The 16,360-nt window shown below is 33.9% G+C and carries 18 protein-coding genes; 9 read left to right on the top strand and 9 right to left on the bottom strand.

All coding sequences use genetic code 11. The features are described from left to right. Nucleotides 1-586 precede the first annotated feature (586 nt). Nucleotides 587-1,072 (top strand): TlpA family protein disulfide reductase, encoded by a 486-nt coding sequence (locus RMN97_RS04600; RefSeq protein ID WP_309613353.1) that lies wholly within the window; start codon nt 587-589, stop codon nt 1,070-1,072. Between the two features lie 6 nt (nt 1,073-1,078). Then, nucleotides 1,079-1,684, top strand: coding sequence for a thioredoxin family protein (locus tag RMN97_RS04595; RefSeq protein WP_309613352.1), 606 nt, complete (start codon nt 1,079-1,081; stop codon nt 1,682-1,684). 87 nt (nt 1,685-1,771) lie between these two features. Here the strand turns inward: RMN97_RS04595 and RMN97_RS04590 are convergent, their stop codons facing one another. From RMN97_RS04590 to RMN97_RS04555, 8 genes are all read right to left on the bottom strand, one after another. After that, entirely contained in the window at nt 1,772-1,954 is a 183-nt protein-coding gene (locus tag RMN97_RS04590) for a CsbD family protein (RefSeq protein WP_309613351.1), read from the bottom strand. A gap of 87 nt (nt 1,955-2,041) precedes the next feature. Then, nucleotides 2,042-2,812, bottom strand: coding sequence for a CDP-alcohol phosphatidyltransferase family protein (locus RMN97_RS04585; RefSeq protein ID WP_309613350.1), 771 nt, complete (start codon nt 2,810-2,812; stop codon nt 2,042-2,044). A gap of 48 nt (nt 2,813-2,860) precedes the next feature. Next, nucleotides 2,861-3,880, bottom strand: coding sequence for a COX15/CtaA family protein (locus RMN97_RS04580; protein ID WP_309613349.1), 1,020 nt, complete (start codon nt 3,878-3,880; stop codon nt 2,861-2,863). A 144-nt stretch (nt 3,881-4,024) separates the two neighbouring features. Next, a complete protein-coding gene (locus tag RMN97_RS04575; RefSeq protein ID WP_309613348.1) occupies nt 4,025-5,446 on the bottom strand; it encodes an HD domain-containing protein in 1,422 nt (473 codons plus the stop codon). A 27-nt stretch (nt 5,447-5,473) separates the two neighbouring features. Continuing rightward, nucleotides 5,474-5,857: a GxxExxY protein gene (locus tag RMN97_RS04570; protein ID WP_309613347.1), complete on the bottom strand. Its 384-nt coding sequence runs from the start codon at nt 5,855-5,857 to the stop codon at nt 5,474-5,476. A 39-nt stretch (nt 5,858-5,896) separates the two neighbouring features. Further along, nucleotides 5,897-6,463, bottom strand: coding sequence for an L-threonylcarbamoyladenylate synthase (locus tag RMN97_RS04565; RefSeq protein WP_309613346.1), 567 nt, complete (start codon nt 6,461-6,463; stop codon nt 5,897-5,899). A 3-nt stretch (nt 6,464-6,466) separates the two neighbouring features. Next, entirely contained in the window at nt 6,467-8,443 is a 1,977-nt protein-coding gene (locus RMN97_RS04560; RefSeq protein ID WP_309613345.1) for a sulfatase-like hydrolase/transferase, read from the bottom strand. A gap of 21 nt (nt 8,444-8,464) precedes the next feature. Beyond that, nucleotides 8,465-9,316 carry a glycosyltransferase gene (locus RMN97_RS04555; protein ID WP_309613344.1) on the bottom strand — a complete coding sequence of 284 codons (852 nt, stop codon included), beginning with the start codon at nt 9,314-9,316 and terminating at the stop codon, nt 8,465-8,467. Nucleotides 9,317-9,446: 130 nt separating this feature from the next. On the opposite strand from RMN97_RS04555, the gene RMN97_RS04550 reads away from it, so the two are divergent. From RMN97_RS04550 to RMN97_RS04540, 3 genes are all read left to right on the top strand, one after another. Continuing rightward, nucleotides 9,447-10,262 carry a glycosyltransferase family 2 protein gene (locus RMN97_RS04550; RefSeq protein WP_309613343.1) on the top strand — a complete coding sequence of 272 codons (816 nt, stop codon included), beginning with the start codon at nt 9,447-9,449 and terminating at the stop codon, nt 10,260-10,262. Between the two features lie 150 nt (nt 10,263-10,412). Next, nucleotides 10,413-11,228: a glycosyltransferase family 2 protein gene (locus RMN97_RS04545; RefSeq protein ID WP_309613342.1), complete on the top strand. Its 816-nt coding sequence runs from the start codon at nt 10,413-10,415 to the stop codon at nt 11,226-11,228. A 234-nt stretch (nt 11,229-11,462) separates the two neighbouring features. Next, nucleotides 11,463-12,578, top strand: coding sequence for a glycosyltransferase (locus RMN97_RS04540; protein ID WP_309613341.1), 1,116 nt, complete (start codon nt 11,463-11,465; stop codon nt 12,576-12,578). A gap of 28 nt (nt 12,579-12,606) precedes the next feature. Here RMN97_RS04540 and RMN97_RS04535 read toward each other — a convergent pair whose 3' ends face one another. Further along, entirely contained in the window at nt 12,607-13,422 is an 816-nt protein-coding gene (locus tag RMN97_RS04535) for a 2,3,4,5-tetrahydropyridine-2,6-dicarboxylate N-succinyltransferase (protein ID WP_309613340.1), read from the bottom strand. 111 nt (nt 13,423-13,533) lie between these two features. On the opposite strand from RMN97_RS04535, the gene RMN97_RS04530 reads away from it, so the two are divergent. From RMN97_RS04530 to def, 4 genes are all read left to right on the top strand, one after another. Further along, nucleotides 13,534-14,427: a copper resistance protein NlpE N-terminal domain-containing protein gene (locus RMN97_RS04530; protein ID WP_309613339.1), complete on the top strand. Its 894-nt coding sequence runs from the start codon at nt 13,534-13,536 to the stop codon at nt 14,425-14,427. A 102-nt stretch (nt 14,428-14,529) separates the two neighbouring features. Beyond that, on the top strand, nt 14,530-15,111 hold the full coding sequence (locus tag RMN97_RS04525) for an META domain-containing protein (protein ID WP_309613338.1): 582 nt from the start codon (nt 14,530-14,532) through the stop codon (nt 15,109-15,111). A 99-nt stretch (nt 15,112-15,210) separates the two neighbouring features. Beyond that, nucleotides 15,211-15,627, top strand: coding sequence for a Holliday junction resolvase RuvX (gene ruvX / locus RMN97_RS04520; protein WP_309613337.1), 417 nt, complete (start codon nt 15,211-15,213; stop codon nt 15,625-15,627). Nucleotides 15,628-15,657: 30 nt separating this feature from the next. Next, complete coding sequence (gene def, locus RMN97_RS04515; protein WP_309613336.1) at nt 15,658-16,248, top strand: peptide deformylase; 591 nt, start codon at nt 15,658-15,660, stop codon at nt 16,246-16,248. Nucleotides 16,249-16,360: the final 112 nt, after the last annotated feature.

Raw genomic sequence — 16,360 nt, 5'->3', positions numbered from 1 at the left:
AATATAGAGATTTTCCAGCGGAAAATTGACAACCGGCTTAAGCAACAACCAGCCATTGCACCAAACGGCTGTTAGCAGACGTTTCTTAACTTTCAAGCGATATAGCTACAAAACAATAAATCCAAAATATCAGTGGAATTATACTGAACATCAACATTAGTAAGTTCAATTTCCAATTCCGTTTTAAGTTAACAATGATTGCAATAGAATTGAAAATGGAAAAATATAGTGCGCTAAAACTAAAAATATAACAAGAAACCCAACCAATGTGATATAGCCATCTATGATTTGACATTCTAAAAACTGAAAGCAAACTTGCACAATACCATAATACGCAAAGTATAATTATAATAATCGTGTTTCTTTTCGCGTTTTTATATTCCATGTTTTTAGCAATAATGTTCTGGAAATGTCTGCTAACTAATAAATGGACGCATGTTTCATTTATGAGTATTAATAATTGTAAAAATAGAAAAAAAATAGTACAGAAATAGTTTCTTTAAAGTCAAATGGTATGGTAAATTTTTGTTAAGTAGTTTTCAACCTTGACGTTAAGTTAGTAAATTCGTCAGGCTTAACTTTTTCAATGAAACGATTTTTACTTATATGCTTTTTCTTGACTTTTGTTCAAACTTCTATAGGACAGGAACTTGCGGTATATGATACCTTTGATGATTTCGAAAAAGCAATTATCAAAAATGATGATAAGGTATATGTGGTTAATTTTTGGGCAACTTGGTGTGCGCCTTGCGTAAAAGAGTTACCTTATTTTGAAAAACTGCATCAGCAAAATAAAAACGTAATAGTAATTCTAGCCAGTCTTGACAGTAAAAAAGATATCGAAAAGAAACTTATTCCGTTTATCAAAAGAAAAAAAATAACGGTTCAAGTTGTTTCGTTAAATGATAAAGATTATAACACTTGGCTTCCTAAAATAGACCGAGATTGGTCAGGTTCTATTCCGGCAACATTCATTTTTAGCGGAAATCAAAAGCTGTTTGCCGAACGTGAATTTGATAATTTCACTCAACTTAACGACTATGTCAACACATTCATTAATCAAAAAAAATAATTTATTATGAGAGTTATTCCAATAGTTTTTGCATTTGTTTCTTCCTTTTTAATAGGAGAAACTATGGTTTCTGAAGGGTATCAACCCGGAGACAAAGCCACTGATTTCAAACTAAAATCAGTCGACGGAAAAATGTATAGCATGTCTGATTATAAAGATGCTAAAGGTTTTATTGTTGTCTTTACTTGTAATACGTGTCCGTTTGCCATTAAATATGACGACCGTGTTAATGCTTTAGCCAAAAAATACAAGGCTAAAGGTTATGTGCTGTTAGCCATAAATCCGAATAATCCTGATGTGCAACCTAAAGACGCCTATAACTTGATGCAGGCAAAAGCCAAAGAAAAAGGTTTTGTTTTCCCGTATTTGGTAGATGAAGCACAAAAGATTTATCCTCAATATGGTGCAACGAAAACACCTCATGTATTTTTACTTGATAAAAACTTAGTGGTAAAATACATCGGAGCGATTGATGATAATTCGGATGATTCTTCTGCTGTCAAAGAAAGATATCTGGAAAATGCTATAGCAGCATTGGAAAAAGGAAAAGATCCTTCACCAGAAATAACCAGAGCCATTGGCTGTTCGATAAAAACAAATAAGAAAGTATAAAGAAAAAGTCCCGACATAATCGGGACTTTTTTATTGGAAAAAACTCATTGATGCAGCATTTCCGAATACAATCAAAGTCTAATTTAATTAATCAAATAAGGCTTTAATTTCTTTTTCTGTCTTTCCTATTTTTTCTTGCAATCTTCCCCACATTTCTTGTTCTTTACCTTCATCATAAAGCAAATCATCATCAGTTACCTCTGCATATTTTTGTTTCAATTTTCCTTTTAATTGTTCCCAATCTCCTTTAATTTCTGTTGAATTTGGCATGATTTATAGTTTAAAATTTGTGTACTATAAATTTCATCATTTAGTAAGAAGCCGGTGTTATGAAATTATAAATCAATATTATATAATTCACAGTATTATTTTTTTTCGAATCCCGATGAATGCAAAAATCAGTAGTGTATAAGCGATAAAAAACGGCACTATCCATTCAATCCAACCTAAAGAGAGCATTACGGCAATGATTAATAATTGAAATCCTAATCCATACAAAGAAAGCAAAGTCATAAACCAGTTTGGAAAGCTTTTTACTTTGTAAGCTTGTTGGTCTAAAGCGTGTATAATTTTGTCAAATGCTCCGTAAACAACAGTATAAATTCCGAATAAAATGTTGACCGATTGTTGACTTTCGCCAGGTAAAGCTTTTGGGGTTTTGTATTCGAATATTTTACTTGTACAGTCACCACCAACCGATTTGTTTCTCAAAATAACATAGTAGTAATTGTATAATGTTCCCTGTAATTGAATGCCAACAAAGGCTAAAATAGTGAACCAAATAGAAGTTTTAGAAACATAACAGATTGCCATTAAAAACAGGAAATTCAAAATGATATCAAACACACTGTCTAAATAACGTCCCGAATAGGAAGGTGTTTTTTTTAGTCGGGCCAATTCGCCATCAGCAGCATCAATCCCTGATTTTAAAAGGATAAAAAATCCGGCAAGGAAATAATGATTAGTAAGGATGCAATAAATAGCAATCAATCCGGAAACACCAAAAAGTAGGGTGACATGAATAGGCGTAAAGCAAGTATTCTTTAATTGATGGGCAAAAAACCTTCCGAAAGATCTTCCATAATCGGATAAATCTAAAAATTTATCTTGAGCGGCAAGTTTAGACATTTAAGTTAATAAACAAGGAACTGTGACAATATAGTCTGGGCAAGCATATTATTTTGATAATCTATGTAATGTAAACGTCATTGCGGTCAATAAGAAGAATGCCATCACTTGATGAATTAATCCCAACCAAAGCGGAACGCTATACAATAAAGTAAAGACGCCTAAGGTAAACTGCAAAAAGACAATCAACACCAAGGCATTCAATCCGTTTTGTTGTTGCGCAGATAAAGTATATTTTTTGGATTTGAAATACAAAAACAAAATCAATCCAACCACAACATACGCCATGGTTCTATGCACAAACTGAACGCCACTTTTGCCTTCAGTAAATCGGGCTAACCAAGAATCTTTTTCCAATACAATGCTTTCGTGAAAAAATGTTCCGTCGCTCATTAATGGCCAGTTATTGTGAATCAAACCCGCATTTAAACCGGCTACAAATCCACCATAAATAATCTGAATTAAAAGAAAAACCAACGTTATCCGAGCTAATTTTTTCAACTCGACCACAACAAATTTCTTTTCGGGATAAATCAAATCCAACGCTACCCAAAGTGTATAAGCAAAGGTTATAAAAGCGAAAGTAAGGTGCAACGCTAAACGAAAATGGCTCACATCTGGATTGTCAACCAAACCGCTTTTTACCATAAACCAACCAAAAAAACCTTGTAAAGCACCCATTCCTAGAAGCACGTAGCATTTGTTTAACGTAGCTTTATCGATTCGTTTTTTTATCAGGAAATAGATAAAAGGAATGATAAAGACTAAACCAATAATTCGTCCTATAAAACGGTGAAACCATTCCCAGAAATAAATAAATTTATAATCTGAAAGCTGGAAATCATTGTGAATATTGATTTTTTGGTATTCAGGAAACTGCTTGTAAGCCTCAAAAGCTTCCTGCCATTTAGAATCAGTCATAGGCGGCAACGTATCGGTAACCAAATGCCAATCGGTCATCGATAAACCCGAATTGGTCAGTCGTGTAATTCCGCCAACCACAACCATAATAAATACTAAAACACAACCGGAAAGTAGCCAATAAATAACGGTCTTATCTTTTTTCATTTTTTTGAGTAGCTGAGCAACTGAGAGTCTGAGTAACTGAGTTGCAAATTTAAAACGTAATTCTATTTCTTCAACTGAAACAAATTATAATAATTACTTAATTTTTTTAAGAAAAACGGACTTCTTAGCCACTCAGTAACTCAGCTACTCATCAACTCTTTTCAAACCCATCTTCTCAGCTTTCGCCAAAACAAAATCATAAGCTGCCTGATATTCATTCGGAATTTCTCCTTCGAGAATTGCTTCTTTTACGGCTTCTTTCAAAACACCAATTTCACGTGATGGTTTCAGATTGAAGATTTCCATAATTTCTTCACCGGAAATTGGTGGCTGAAAATTACGAACATGATCGCGTTCTTCCACTTCAATTATTTTATGGCGTACAATATCAAAATTGTTGTGGTACTTTTTAAACTTAGTTGGATTTTTGGTCGTAATATCGGCTTCGCACAAAGTCATTAAATTATCGACATCTTCACCAGCATCAAAAACCAAACGACGCACAGCCGAATCGGTAACAATATCTTCTGAAAGTACGATTGGACGTGAACTCAACATTACCATTTTGGCCACAAATTTCATCTTATTGTTCAACGGCATGTGCAATCTTTCGAAGATTTTCTTTACCATTTTTCCGCCAAGGAATTCGTGTCCGTGAAACGTCCAGCCTTGTTTTTTATTGAACTTTTTGGTAGGTGCTTTTCCAATATCGTGTAGTAAAGCTGCCCAACGCAACCAAACATCATCAGTATTCGGACAAATGTTATCAACGACTTCCAATGTATGATAAAAATTGTTTTTATGGGTATGACCTTCAATTTCTTCCACATTATTCAATGCTGTAAGTTCAGGAAGAATAATATCTAAAAGCCCGGTTTTGTATAAATGTAAAAACCCAATCGACGGTTTGTCTGTTGATAGAATTTTATTCAATTCATCCACAATTCGTTCGCCTGAAATAATCTTGATTCGGTCTTTATTTCTTTCAATGGCTTCCAAAGATTTTGCTTCGATAACAAAGTCCAATTGCGTTGAAAAACGAATTGCACGTAGCATTCGCAAAGGATCATCAGAATAAGTAATATCTGGATTTAAAGGCGTTTTGATGATTTTTTTTTCTAAATCGGTCAAACCGTTGAAAGGGTCAACTAAATCACCATAGTTATTTTGATTTAATGAAAAGGCCAACGCATTAATGGTAAAATCACGACGGTTTTGGTCGTCTTCCAATGTGCCATTTTCCACAAGTGGATTTCGACTGTTTTCAGCATAGCTTTCTTTTCGGGCACCAACAAACTCGATGTCGATTTCTTTATAACGTAACATTGCCGTTCCATAATTCTTGAAAACTTGAACTTTGGGTTTGTGCGGTAATAATTCCGAAACTTTTAAGGCCAAATCAATTCCGGAACCAATAGCAACAATATCAATGTCTTTTTTGAAATCGCGCTGCAAGAAAAAATCACGTACAAAGCCGCCAATAACGTAACTTTCAAGGTTAAGTTCTTGTGATGCTTTTGAAATGATTTCAAAGATTTTATTGTCTAAGGCTTTGTTGTAATTCATAATTTTTCCACCGCAGATTCGCAGATTTTATTTTATTGAATGAGCGATACGTTTATATTCTAATGAAACAGAATTGAAATTTACTAAAAGAGCCAATTCATTATTTGATATTTTCAAATAGTTTAGACATTGATTATAATGAGAATTATTGAAACAATCCACAGTTTTAATTTCTAGGATTATATTATTATAAACCACAAAATCAGCATAAAATTTATGTTTCAGTATTACTTCTTTATATTTTACTGAAAACTCTTTTTCTCTTTCAAAAGGAATGCTTTGGTGTGAAAATTCATATTCTATAGCATCTTTATATACAATTTCAGAAAATCCTTTTCCTAAATTTTTGTGTACTTCGAATAGTATACCAATAATTTGATAGGTTTTGTCTTTATGTAAAAAATCCTCCATAATAACATTTTAATCTGCGAATCTGCGGTTGATTTAAACTTACTTGCGTATAATCTTAACCTGATTATCCAACGAAAGCTTAATAATCGTTGATGGTTTGTTGCAAATTTTTTCGTGCTGCAAATTTACTACATAGTCGACACCTTTTATAATTTCGGGAGCAATTTCTTTGAAAGATTTTGGTGTAAACATTCCCGAGATATTTGCTGAAGTCGAAACCAATGGTTTTTTCATGCGTTCCATCAGTTTGAAACAAAACGGCTCTTTCACCATACGAACGCCAAGTGTTTTGTCATCAGCGATAATATTGGCTGCTACATTCCGAGGATTATCCAGAATTAGAGTAGTTGGCTTCTCCGATAGATCAAGGATTTGCCAAGCGGTTTCCGGGATTTCTTTGAAAACATTGTACATCATTTTTTCGCCATTCATCAACACTATCATGCTTTTAGATTCTTCGCGTTGTTTCAAAGCGTAAATCTTTTTTACCGCTTCGACATTGGTCGCATCGCAGCCAATTCCCCAAACGGTATCGGTAGGATAGAGGATGATTCCGCCATTTTGTATGACTTCGAATGCCTTGTGTACTTCAGAATTTATATCCATTGCTTAATGCTTTACAGTCTTTTTTGTTGCTTTTAAATCGTTTCCTTTCATTGTATAATACCAAGCCAAAGCCATTAGTTTGTTGTGCTTTAATTCCAAATTACTTTTCTTGATATTGGTTTCTTTGAAAGTATTTAAATCAATTGCTTCGATATTCGAACCTTTTGGAAAATAATACAAATTGTTGCTTTCTATCATTTTGTCAAAAGCGATGCCTTCGTTTTTTCCTTTTGTAAACATTGATTCGCCAAAGCTATAGTATTCAAAACCTTTTGGAGCAACTAGTTCGATTAATGTCGGCATAATATCAATATGGCTTCCCGGAGTTAAATTGAGTGATTTCGGAATTGATTTTCCATACATAATATAGGCAACAGACGACTTCTCGTAAAGATTTGGCTTACTGTTGATGAACTTTCGTCCAAAATGATCGCCGGTAAAATTGAATATAGAACTTGTAAATTCTTTTTCAGCTTTCTTTACAAAGTCACCAATCGCTTTATCGCCATACCAAAGATGTCCTAATTCTTTGCGATTCATCGCGCCATCATACTGTTTTTTCATTGCAGGCGGAAAATCATCAGTCGATTTATATGGAAAACCTTTGGCTTCCAGATCAACCGTATAAGGCGCATGATAACTTGTGGTTAGAATGATATTTAACGAATATTTGTTTTTGTCCGTATGTTGCATCACTAAGTTGAAGAGTTTTTCATCTTCAATTCCCCAGCCGCCAGTATCGGTTTTTCCACCGCCATCAACACCTGAATAAATGTTGTCAACGCCATAATATTTAGATAAATCGCCAATGTTTTCCCAGGATAAAAATCCACCGTAATAAAAGTTAGTTTCGTAGCCTAATTTTTTAAACTGGGTGAAAATCGATGTTTCAAACGGAACTCCAGCCGTTCCAATGTGACTCAGATTTATACCACAATTTGGCACGTTGGTCATTATAGCTCCAAAGGAATCTATGGTTGTATTTCCGGATGCTAAAAAGTGATTAAAATGTGTCCCGTTTTTGGCAATAGCATATAGATTATCTGCAAAGTGAAAGCCCTGATATTTATCCATCAAAGGCCACGAATCGTAGCTTTCCATTACTACTAGGAATATCTGTTTTGGCTTTTCTATTGTTGAACCTTGTGCTGTTTTCTTTAAAACATCGGTGACTTTATCCTTTGGAAATGCTGCCTTAAAAAGGTTGTCATCCATATACGGATTTTTGCCACTCAACGCATTCAATCTATTAAAATCTTTAATGGCGTATTTCAATGAGCGAAACGGATTGATAATGGTTTTATTTAAAAAGTTATCTGTAGAAATTCCCGAATATTCGCGTAAAACCGGAATAGAAGTGACCGAACCGCGAATTCCAAATACAAATAAAATAAGAACAATTGTAATTAGTACAAACTTACTTTTTGGGAAATTTAATCGACGTAAAAATCGATAAATCCGTTCTTTATTTTCAAAATATTTGAAGATGAAAATCCCTAAAATAATGGTTATGATTATGATTAAGCTATTGATAATTGGATGAAAATCCACGAGAATTGTATTTAAAACTGCCTTTTTATCATCATACAATCCCAAGAAAAGAAAGTGGTTGAATTGGTCGCCGTATTCCTTGAAATAATTGATAGTTACCACACAAATCAGAGTCGATGAAATGACAAACAAAACCTGATGAATCTTTCGAATGATTTCAATTATTTTGAATTTGCCAAATGGTGAAAGTATCAGCAATAAAATCAGTGGGAGCAATAAGAAGTAGGCAATAGCGGTGCAATCAAAACGAAATCCCATCAGGAAGACATTTATCCATTCGCCAAAATCGATGCTATGTGCTATTTTTTTGTGAAAGAACAGGATAAAAACTCCTCTGAATATTACAAAGAAAAGCGCTCCAAAAAACCAAAAGAAAATCAGATTGCTGAGTTCTTTTAGAAAACCATTCCACTTTAATGCTACAGACATATACTCTTTTTTAGACACCGATTATTTGGCGTTATACAAACCAAGTTTTCTTTTTAGAAGTTTGAAATTTAATTCAAATGTTTGTACAAACTGATTTTTGACGCTGGTAAAAAACCAACCGCTATAGGGAATAGTTTTTTCCATTATTAGTTTATTGATTTCTCCTGAAAGGGCAAAATCCTTTCTTAACGCTTCCCATTTTACCAATCCGTAACCGTCAAATTTGTTGATTTTATTTCGTTGATGAATGATTGACAACCACAATCTTTTTTCTCTAAGCTGTGTTACTTTTTTGTCTCTTTTCCAAAATCGGTGGTCTTGATAAAAAGCGGTATTTGGATTTTCGTTTTTCTCAATCAAACTGATAAACGGATTGAAAAGCTGTTCTTTTTTCCCAAGTATATAAATTGGTTCAATTTGCAACGAATAGCCTTTTATAAAATCAATTGCGCGATATTCTTGTTGGTTAAACTGTTTCTGAACTTCATTGATAAAATCCACATGAATACTATCGTCATTGTCGATTCTAGTGGTAATCAAATAGGGAATATCTTTTGTTTCCTGAGCAATGTATTTCAATAATTCAGGCATAAACGAAGGCATCGCATCCACAAAAAACACTTTGAAATTGGGTTGATTGGCAACTAATTCCAGAATTCTGTTTTTATAAATTTCTTTGGTGTTGGTATCAAAATACAACAACCATTCAAAATTCTGATTCGTTTGTCCAACCACAGAAGGAAAACAAAAATTTTCAAACAACCACATTCGGTTGTCCATCCATTCATCGGTTAATAACTGCTCATTGTTTTTGGTAACATCCCAATAATCGGCTCTTAGATTAAATCGGGTAATTAAATAATGTTTAAACATGGATGAATTTTTTTACTTCGTACAGTTTGACCTTCGGTCTCGGGTGGTAAAATTAACTTTTTTTTTGAAGTCCAAAAACGATACGGTTACTTTTGCTTAAAATCCGAATTATTCTTTATGTTTGTATAGTATGAAGTTGTCTATAATTATCTCGACTTACAATTCAGAAGAATGGTTGCACAAGGTGTTGCTTGGCTATACTATTCAAACTGCAACTGATTTTGAGATTATAGTTGCCGATGATGGTTCGACCAATAAAACGAAAGCTATTGCCGAATCATTCCAAGATAAATTTAAGTATCCTATACTTCACGTTTGGCACGAAGACAAAGGTTTCAGAAAATGCCGAATCCTAAACTCAGCCATTCTAAAATCGAATTCAGATTATTTATTGTTTACCGATGGCGATTGCATTCCGAGGAAAGATTTTGTTGCCAATCATCTTAGGCAAAAGGAGAAAGGCTATTTCCTTTCTGGTGGTTATTTTAAACTTCCAATGAAGATTTCAAAAGCTATTACAGATGAAGACATTCTTGCCCAAAATTGTTTCAAAGCTTCGTGGCTCAAAAAGCAAGGATTGAAACTCAATTTTAAAATTACCAAACTTGTTCACAATCTTTATTTTGCTGCTTTTATGAATTGGGTAACGCCAACAAAACGCTCTTGGAATGGGCATAATTCTTCCGGATTTAAATCGGATATATTGGCAATAAATGGTTTCAATGAATTGCTGGATTATGGTGGCGAAGACCGGGAAATGGGAGAGCGATTATTTAATTTAGGATTGTTTTCAAAGCAAATTCGCTACAGCGCGATTTGTGTGCATTTAGATCATTCCAGAAGTTATGTTAATCCAGAAAAGGTTGCCTATAATATCGAAGTTCGGAAATTCAATAAAAAGAATAAAATCACCCGAATAGAAGCGGGAATAGATAAACACAATTAGAACACAAATGTCAGTCTGAGCTTGTCGAAGACAATGGGAAAGCACTTCGACAAGCTCAGTGTGACAAATTGCTGTAAATTGGAAATATAAAATAATTATACTCAACGCTTCAAAATAATATATAATTTTGCAACGATTAACAGAACAACCATGACAGCATCGGTTATTTTTAGTACATATAATTCGGAAGATTGGCTCGAAAAAACCATTATAGGTTTAAGTGTGCAAACCTTCAAAGATTTTGAAATTATCATTGCCGATGATGGTTCGCGTGAAGCTACAAAAGTTTTAATTGACAGATTACGTTCTGAAATTTCCATTCCGATAATCCATGTTTGGCAGGAAGATAATGGTTTTCAAAAATCGCAAATTCTGAACAAAGCGATTATAGCTTCGACTTCTGATTATTTAATTTTTACCGATGGCGATTGCATTCCGAGAGAAGACTTTGTTGAAGTTCATATGAAATATAGAGAAGCAGGTTATTTCCTTTCGGGCGGCTATTATAAACTGCCGATGGAGATTTCAAAAGCAATCACTAAAGAAGATATTGTTGCCCAAAATTGTTTCAACCTGAATTGGCTTAAATCACAAGGATTAAAATCGAGCGGTAAGAATATAAAATTTATTGCTTCTGGAATTTCTGCCAAAATCCTGAATTTCATAACACCAACAAATGCTTCTTGGAACGGTCATAATTCTTCAGGCTGGAAGAAGGATTTAGTTGCTGTAAACGGATTCAATCAGGAAATGCAATATGGTGGGCAAGACCGTGAATTAGGCGAAAGATTATTTAATAAAGGTTTGAAATCAAAGCAAATCAGGTATTCCGCTATTTGTGTGCATCTTGACCACAAACGAGGTTATGTAAACAAAGAAACCTGGAAGAAAAACTACGATATCAGAGCCAACACTCTAAAAAATAAAGTAATTAAAACGCCAATCGGAATAGATTCTAATCTTTAACCCGTAGGTCGTAATTAATATAAAATTAGAATTAGTAAATAATCATAAAATTTAAACACATAGAAACATAGAAAAAAGAATGGGATAGACCAATTCTTGGTTTCACAAAGCTATGATTTGCTTCAAAAAAGTGAAACGCCTCTAAAAAAACATTAAAAACTATGTTTCTATGTGTTTAAAAAAAATCAAATTTGAATTACACCCAACGGGTTAATCTTTAATAAAGTCTTACTTATGCGTATTTGTATAACACGTTCGAGTCGAAATGCTTACTCCGAAACGTTTATTCGGGACCAAATAGCAGTTTTTTCAAATTGGGCCGAGGTTTATACTATTCATAGCGGACGACTTCCTGAAAAAAAAGAAGATGGGACATTACTCAATTCGAAATTGTTTTGGGGTTTGCATAAAGCGCTAAAAGTAGTTTTAGGACGAAATAATTTTTTTGGGAATTACGGTGTGAAAAAATACCTGAAAGACAATAAAATAGATGTTGTCTTGGCAAACTACGGAATGCCTGGCGCACACATGACGCCTGTTTGCAAAGCGTTGAACATACCGTTATTGGTTATTTTTCATGGTCACGATGCCACAGATAAAAAACTCTTGCAGGAATACAGTAATAAGTACAAGGAAATGTTTGCTTATGCAACCTATACCATCGCCGTTTCGGAAGAAATGAAAAAAAGGCTTATTGCTGCCGGAGCCATTCCGGAGAAAATAAAACTTATTCCTTATGGTGTTGATGTTGACAAATTCAAACCTTCTGGAAATAATACGAACAAAAATACGTTTCTTGGCGTTGGTCGTTTTACAGAAAAAAAAGGACCACTTTATACCATAAGAGCATTTTATAAGGCTTTGCAGCAGTTTCCGGATGCTAAATTGGTTATGGTTGGTGGAAAAAACGGAATGTACGAAGAATGTGAAAAGTTAGTTCAGGAATTAGGCATAGCAAATGCTGTTGATTTTCCGGGAATAAAGAATTCGGATGAAATTGCGAATCTTATGGCAAATTCACTAGCATTTGTGCAACATTCAATAACTGCTCCAAATGGTGATATGGAAGGAACGCCACTTGGCATTTTGGAAGCAAGCGCTTCAGCACTTCCGGTTGTCAGCACATTGCATGGCGGAATAAAAGAAGCTGTAATTCACGGAAAAACAGGCTTTTTAGTTGAAGAAAAAGATGAAAATGCAATGGCAGATTATATGATTCAGCTTCTGGAAAATCCCGAAAAAGCAAAAGAAATGGGAATGAGCGGACGAAACCACATTGTTGAAAATCACTATCAGGAAAAACAAATAAAAAAAATCTATGAACTCGCTAAACAAGCAATCAGTTCATAGACTTTAATTTTATAAAAAACGTATTGGATTATACCGCTACATCATATTCTCTCAAGGCATTATTAAGCGATGTTTTCAAATCGGTAGATGGTTTTCTGGTTCCAATAATCAAAGCGCAGGGCACTTGAAAATCGCCTGCAGCAAATTTCTTAGTATAACTTCCCGGAATCACAACCGAACGAGCTGGTACAAATCCTTTGTATTCTATAGGTTCGATTCCTGTAACATCAATGATTTTAGTGGATGCAGTCAGACAAACATTGGCACCAAGAACAGCTTCTTTTTCGACACGAACACCTTCAACAACAATACAACGCGAGCCAATAAAAGCGCCATCTTCGATAATAACTGGAGCAGCTTGCAACGGTTCTAAAACACCACCAATTCCAACGCCACCTGAAAGATGCACATCTTTACCAATTTGGGCACAACTTCCAACCGTTGCCCATGTATCAACCATAGTTCCTTCGTCTACATATGCTCCAATATTTACATAACTTGGCATCAAAATCACACCTTTAGAAATGTAAGCGCCATATCTTGCAGTTGCTGGAGGAACTACACGTATCCCTTTTTCGGCATAACCGGTTTTTAGCAACATTTTATCGTGGTATTCAAAAATTCCGGCTTCCCAGGTTTCCATTTTCTGAATCGGGAAATACATCACAACCGCTTTTTTCACCCATTCGTTTACTTGCCAACCGTCAACAGTTGGTTCAGCAACACGCAAAGTACCTGAATCAAGTAATGCTATAACTTCTCGGATGGTTTTTAGTGTAGTTTCGTCTTTTAATAATTCTCGGTTATCCCAAGCTTTTTCAATAATGGATTGTAAATTGGTCATGTTTTTTGAATTTGCACAAAGATACCTTTTTTAGACGATTGTTAAAATTGAATTTTATTTAACTTTAACTTATGAATTGATTTGATATTTTTGAAACTTACTATTATTTCTATGAAAAAATATACTTTACTCTTTTTATTAGTACTTATAGCCAGCTGTCAAAAGCCATCAAAAAATGAAGTTGAATTAAAAACGGATTCCATAATGAATGCTGTTGCTAATTCCCACAACGCTAAAAATTCTTTAGATTATATTGGAACTTACAGAGGAATTCTTCCTTGCGCTGATTGTGAAGGTTTAGATACTGAAATCGCAATCAATGAAAATTCAACGTTTAGGGTTAAAACAAAATACGAGGGAAAAGGTGATAAAGTATTTGTGAAGAAAGGAAATTTTACATGGAATAAAAAAGGAACAATTATTATTTTAACGGATGTGAAAAATGGGCCAAATCAATATTTAGTTGGTGAAAACACATTGACACAACTCGACATTTATGGTAAAAAAATAACAGGAAACTTGGCCGGCGAATATGTCTTTTCAAAACAGCCCAACGATACTTCTGCTATTGAAACTAGTGAAGAAAATAATGTCACTGTCGATTTAAACAGCAGAATAGAAGCTACAACCGTGATTAAAAATGTAAATCCAGCAGTTGGAAGATTTACTTTGGCGGAAACTAAATGGAGATTAGTTTCATTAAACAAAAAGACAGTCAAACAAATAGGCAATAAAGTTTACTTTTTGAAACTGAATTCCAAAGATGCAAGATTTACCGCGTTTGCAGGTTGTAACAGCATTGCAGGAAATTATGTTATGCCATCATCTGATATATTGGATTTTTCTGAAGTGATAATGACCAGAATGGCGTGCCCGGATATGACATTGGAGGATAAATTTGGAGCCATGTTAGTTCAGGTGACAAGCTACAAATTAGATAGGGAAATCTTGACGTTCTTTGGTGAAAGAAAAAATGAGCTAGCAAAATTCTTAGCTACTAAATGATGTTGAGATTGTGTAATGAATCATAAAAATTGTATAATTTTTTACTCTTCACATACGTTTACTTTTGTCGCATATAGTACAAATTACTATACCTTAAAATTTATGAAGAATATTTATTTTACCATTACAGTTTTATTTTTTGCTTTAACAAGTTGTAAGAACAATGAGTCAACAGAGGTTGAAAGTACAAATGATTCTACCGAAGTTCAACAAGATAGAGTTGAAGTTACAGATACAGTTAGCTATGATTCTACATCAACAGAAAGTGATTCGTCGGATGTTAAATTGTTAAACAAAAATTCAACATCAACATCGACAACATCAACTGACCCATCAAAAGGTAGATTTGCTTTAGCCGAAACCAAATGGAAATTAGTTGAATTAAATGGAAATGCTGTTGTACCTGCTACTAAAAGAGATTATTTTATAAACTTTGATTCTAAAAGTGGGAAGTTTGAGGCTTTTACAGGATGCAACACTATTAAAGGAACTTTTTTTATGAAAGCAACTAACAAATTAGGGTTCTCAAAAATTGTGGGAACTAAAAGTTCATGCGATAACATCAGTTTTGAAAATGATTTTATCAAAACCATTCAAAAAACAGATAATTATATGATTGAAGGAAGCATGCTTCATTTACATAGCGGAAAAAAGGCAGTAGCTAAATTGGAAGCAATTAAATAAAGCAAACCTATTCTAATATATAAATCCTTGCCTTTGGTGAGGATTTTTTTTGTCAAATCTTAACTGACTTGAGTATATTTGCTTGGTAATTTTATAAATATGTCAAGAATTCTCGCTATCGATTATGGAATAAAACGCACCGGAATTGCCGTTACCGATGAGTTGCAAATCATTGCTTCCGGATTAACAACGATTCCATCAGAAACCGCAATTGCTTTTTTAACTACTTATTTTTCAAAAGAAAATGTTTCCAAAGTACTTATCGGTGAACCAAAGCAAATGAATGGCGAACCATCGGAAAGCACTCCAATTATTGAGAAATTTGTTACTGCTTTTAAAACCGCTTTTCCCGAAATGCCAATAGTGAGAGTAGATGAACGATTTACTTCAAAAATGGCATTTCAAACGATGATTGATAGTGGATTAAAAAAGAAGCAACGTCAAAATAAAGGATTGGTTGATGAAATTGCAGCCACCATTTTACTTCAAGATTATCTGACACGAAAAATGATTTAATTTCCGTATTTTTGCAAAAAAAATCAAAAAATGATTATTCCTATTTACGGTTATGGTGAGCCCGTTTTGCGACAAGTTGGAGAGGAAATTTCTTCTGATTATCCTAATCTTTCGGCCATTATTAACAATATGTATGATACAATGTACAATGCTTTTGGAGTTGGATTAGCCGCGCCACAAGTAGGTTTGCCAATTCGTTTGTTTATAATCGATACCGAACCTTTTAGTGATAGCAATGATTTGACAACAGAAGAGCAACTGCAATTAAAAAACTTTAAAAAGACTTTTATCAACGCCAAAATGCTTTTGGAAGATGGTGAAGAATGGGGATTTAATGAAGGCTGTTTAAGTATTCCTGATGTTCGCGAAGATGTGTATCGCAACGAAAGAATAACCATTGAATATTGCGAAGAGAATTTTGTCAGAAAGACTGAAGTTTTTGATGGCTTGATTGCCCGTGTAATTCAACATGAATATGATCATATTGAAGGAGTTTTGTTTACCGATAAAATTTCGACCCTAAAAAAAACACTGATTAAAAAGAAGTTGCAAAACATTATGGATGGCAAAGCTTTCCCTGATTACAGAATGAAATTTGCCAATAAAAAAGGAAGAAACTAAAAAATTTCAAAATGCAAATAACAAATTCCAAATAATTAACAAGTAGCAAAACTAAAATTTCAAATGGCAAAACTATTTTTTGAAATTTTAAATTTGATGCTTATTTGGAACT

Origin of the sequence: Flavobacterium sp., assembly GCF_031381455.1 — a bacterium.
Taxonomy (GTDB): domain Bacteria; phylum Bacteroidota; class Bacteroidia; order Flavobacteriales; family Flavobacteriaceae; genus Flavobacterium.
Note: the sequence above shows the minus strand (reverse complement) of the source record. Positions and strands in the feature narration are given on the sequence as shown.